We start from the raw sequence: 2,789 nt of genomic DNA, 5'->3' as shown, positions 1-2,789 counted from the left end.
TCCCACCACCAGCACCGCCCCCCACACCGGCAGCGCCTCCGGCTGGAGCAGGACCGGCGTACGGCTCACCGCCACCGTCGGCGCCACGATCACCGCCGCCCACACCCCCACCAGCCCGGCCGCCGCCCGGACCACCCCGAACAGCCCGCCGAACGCGAGGGTCCCCGTCGTGAACGCCAGGCAGGGCAACAGCCATTGGGCGAACGTCGTACCCGTGATCCACCCCGCCACCGTCAGCAGCGCGATCACCACGACCAGCACGGAGGTGGTGCGCCGGAGCACCAATGGAAGTCCGGCGCGCGGTGTCGCCATGGTGAGTTCGTACGCCGGGTCGAGGCCCCGCGCCCAGGCACCCGCGACCCCCAGCACAGGCAGAACAGGAGCGAGGAGCAGGACGAACGAGACCCGCGACCCCGCCGTCCAGTCCAGGAAAACGGCGAAGAGCGTGACGAAGACCGTCATGCACACCCACGGCCCCATCACCGGCGACGCCCACGCCGACAGCGTCAGCGCCCAGCGCCGGCGCGCGGGCATCGGCGCCGTCACGGGCAGCAGCGGCGCCAGCTCCGACCAGACGCCGTCGACCAGCGTGGTCACGGCGGGGGCGACGGCCGGCGCGAGGCCGGCGAGCCGGGCACGGCACACCGCGCACGACTCCAGATGGGCTTCGAGTGCCCAGACCTCGTTGCCGGGAATCGCCGAATCGCCGTGCGCGTAACGGGAGATGAGCCGATCGGAGGCATGGTGCCCGGCCGCCGGATCCGTACCGCCGTGCCCGCGCCCGTGGTCACCGCTGTGCCCGCGTCCGTAGTCGTCGCCGTGCCCGCGCCCATAGTCGCCGTCGTGCCCGCGCCCGTGGTCGTCGCTCATGAAAGTGCCTCCCGCATGGCTTGCCGTGCCCTGCGGGCGCGGGTCTTGACGGTGCCCTCAGGCAGGCCGAGCAGCACGGCGGTCTCCCGTACGGTGAGCCCGTCGAGCACCATCGCCCGCAGTACGTCGCTCAGTTCGGGCGCCAGCCGCCGCAACGCGTCCCCGACCTCGCCGTCCACGCCCGCCGCCAGCACCTCGTCCTCGGCGGCGGGTGCGACCGTACGTACGCTCCCGCCCGCCACCGCCTCGGGCAGCCGCGCGTGGTGCGCCCGCCGCCGGAACGCGTCAACGAGCCGCCGCGCCGCGATCGTCCACAGCCACCCCACGGCCGTACCGCCCACCGCCGCGCCCGCGAACGCGCTAGCCGCGCGCCACACCGCGAGATACGTCTCCTGCATGACCTCGGCGACGATCTGCTCGTCCGCGCACCGCCGCCGCAGCCGTACGGCCAGCCAGGGGGCGGTGCGCCGGTACAGCTCCTCGAACGCGGCACGGTCGCCCTTGGCGACGAGCCGGACGAGTGCTTCCTCGTCCAGCTCGTCGAGCGCGAGTGTTCTCCTGCGTGATCCCACACCGGCTAGACGCACGGCCGAACGGCCAGGTTTTCGCGGCGGTGTGGGCTGCGTCACATGAGCGGCGGCGCGGGGGCTTCGGGGGTCCCGGGGGCCTCGGGTCTCCCGTCCAGCCGGTGCGCGGCCTCGGGCTCCATCCGCACCCGCGCCACCGCCAGGTTGTGCCTCACCCGCTCCTCACCCCGCGAGTCACCCAGCGCACGGAACTCCTCCAGCGCCGCTTCATAGGCGACGAGGGCCTCCATGACCCGGCCCACCTGGGCAAGCGCCCCGGCCAGGTTGTTCAGCGTCCGCGCCGTACCCCCCCGGTCGCCCGCCGCGCGGAACCTGTCGAGCGCCCGCTCGTACGCCCCCACCGCCTCGTGCGCCAGCCCCGACGCCATCAGCGCGCTGCCCAGATTGGACAGCGCAGGACCCAGCCGGGGATGGTCGGGCGGGAGGTCGGCGGCGGCCTGCCGGCCCAGGTCGATGGCTTCGGTCAGATCGCCGGGGTACCGCGACCGTTCGTACCGGATGCGCAGTGCGCTGCTCAGGCTCGCCAGCGCGGCGGCCCGCTGCGGCAGGCCCGGCCGCACCCGTACGACCGCCTCGCGCCCCCACGCGATCGCCTCGTCCAGATCGTCCCACTCACCGGTGAACTCGGCGCGGGTGTGCAGCGCGCTGATCAGATTGGGGATGGTGGCGCTGAGCGCGGGATGGCTCCCGTACGGATCCCGGCTCGCCAGGGCCTCGCGCAGGCAGGCGATGGCGGAGTCCAGGTCGGCGCGGGCGGCGGTGAGCTGGAAGCGTGCCATCCGGATCAGGCCGAGGTTGGACAGGATGGTGGTACGGAGGGGCCCGTCCGGGGTGGCGGCGAGGACATGCTCCAGAGGGACGATGGCGCTGTCGGTCTCGTCGACGCTGGAGTAGCCGACCTGCGGCGACCGGAGGATATCCACAGCCCTCGACGCCGTTTCCGCATCGATGGCACGGTTGGCGTGGACGTCGTGCACGCCATGGACGTCGTCGAAGTCACGGTCGTTGACGTCGTGGTCATTGACGTCGTGGTCACTGTTCATAGCCAAGGCCCATCTGCAAGCGCGCGCTGATCCAGTACATCGCCAGACCCTCGTCGAAGAACTCGATCGTCTCCGTTCCGCTCTGCACCCGGATCACCACACGCGCCTCTCCGGGCTGCGGAGCGGCTCGTGGCGGTGGTACGGGCGCGACGGCCGGGCCGGGAGCGGGCGCCGCGGGCGGCGGGTGGACATGCACGTCGCCGTTGATGGCACCGGCCTGAATGCTGGGCCCGCCGATACGGGCGTGCCCGTCAATGGCGTTGGAGTGCTTGGGGGTTCGGGGCGGGGA

General features: G+C 73.1%; 3 protein-coding genes and 1 pseudogene. All 4 read right to left on the bottom strand.

Going from position 1 to position 2,789, the window contains the following annotated elements:
* The coding region (locus tag WH07_RS31500; protein WP_063775861.1) for a zf-HC2 domain-containing protein at positions 1 to 870 on the bottom strand (870 nt) is incomplete at its 3' end.
* Positions 867 to 1,406 (bottom strand): RNA polymerase sigma factor, encoded by a 540-nt coding sequence (locus tag WH07_RS31495; RefSeq protein ID WP_106409728.1) that lies wholly within the window; start codon positions 1,404 to 1,406, stop codon positions 867 to 869. The genes WH07_RS31495 and WH07_RS31500, both read right to left, overlap by 4 nt.
* Positions 1,407 to 1,495: 89 nt before the next feature.
* Positions 1,496 to 2,500: a tetratricopeptide repeat protein gene (locus WH07_RS31490; protein ID WP_046507693.1), complete on the bottom strand. Its 1,005-nt coding sequence runs from the start codon at positions 2,498 to 2,500 to the stop codon at positions 1,496 to 1,498.
* Positions 2,490 to 2,789, bottom strand: a pseudogene (locus WH07_RS40040) (hypothetical protein); the annotation flags it as partial. The gene WH07_RS31490 and the pseudogene WH07_RS40040, both read right to left, overlap by 11 nt.

It is taken from the genome of Streptomyces odonnellii (assembly GCF_000981895.1).
Classification (GTDB): domain Bacteria; phylum Actinomycetota; class Actinomycetes; order Streptomycetales; family Streptomycetaceae; genus Streptomyces; species Streptomyces odonnellii.
The sequence above is the reverse complement of the archived record's forward strand: the minus strand, read 5'-3'. Positions and strand labels throughout refer to the sequence as shown.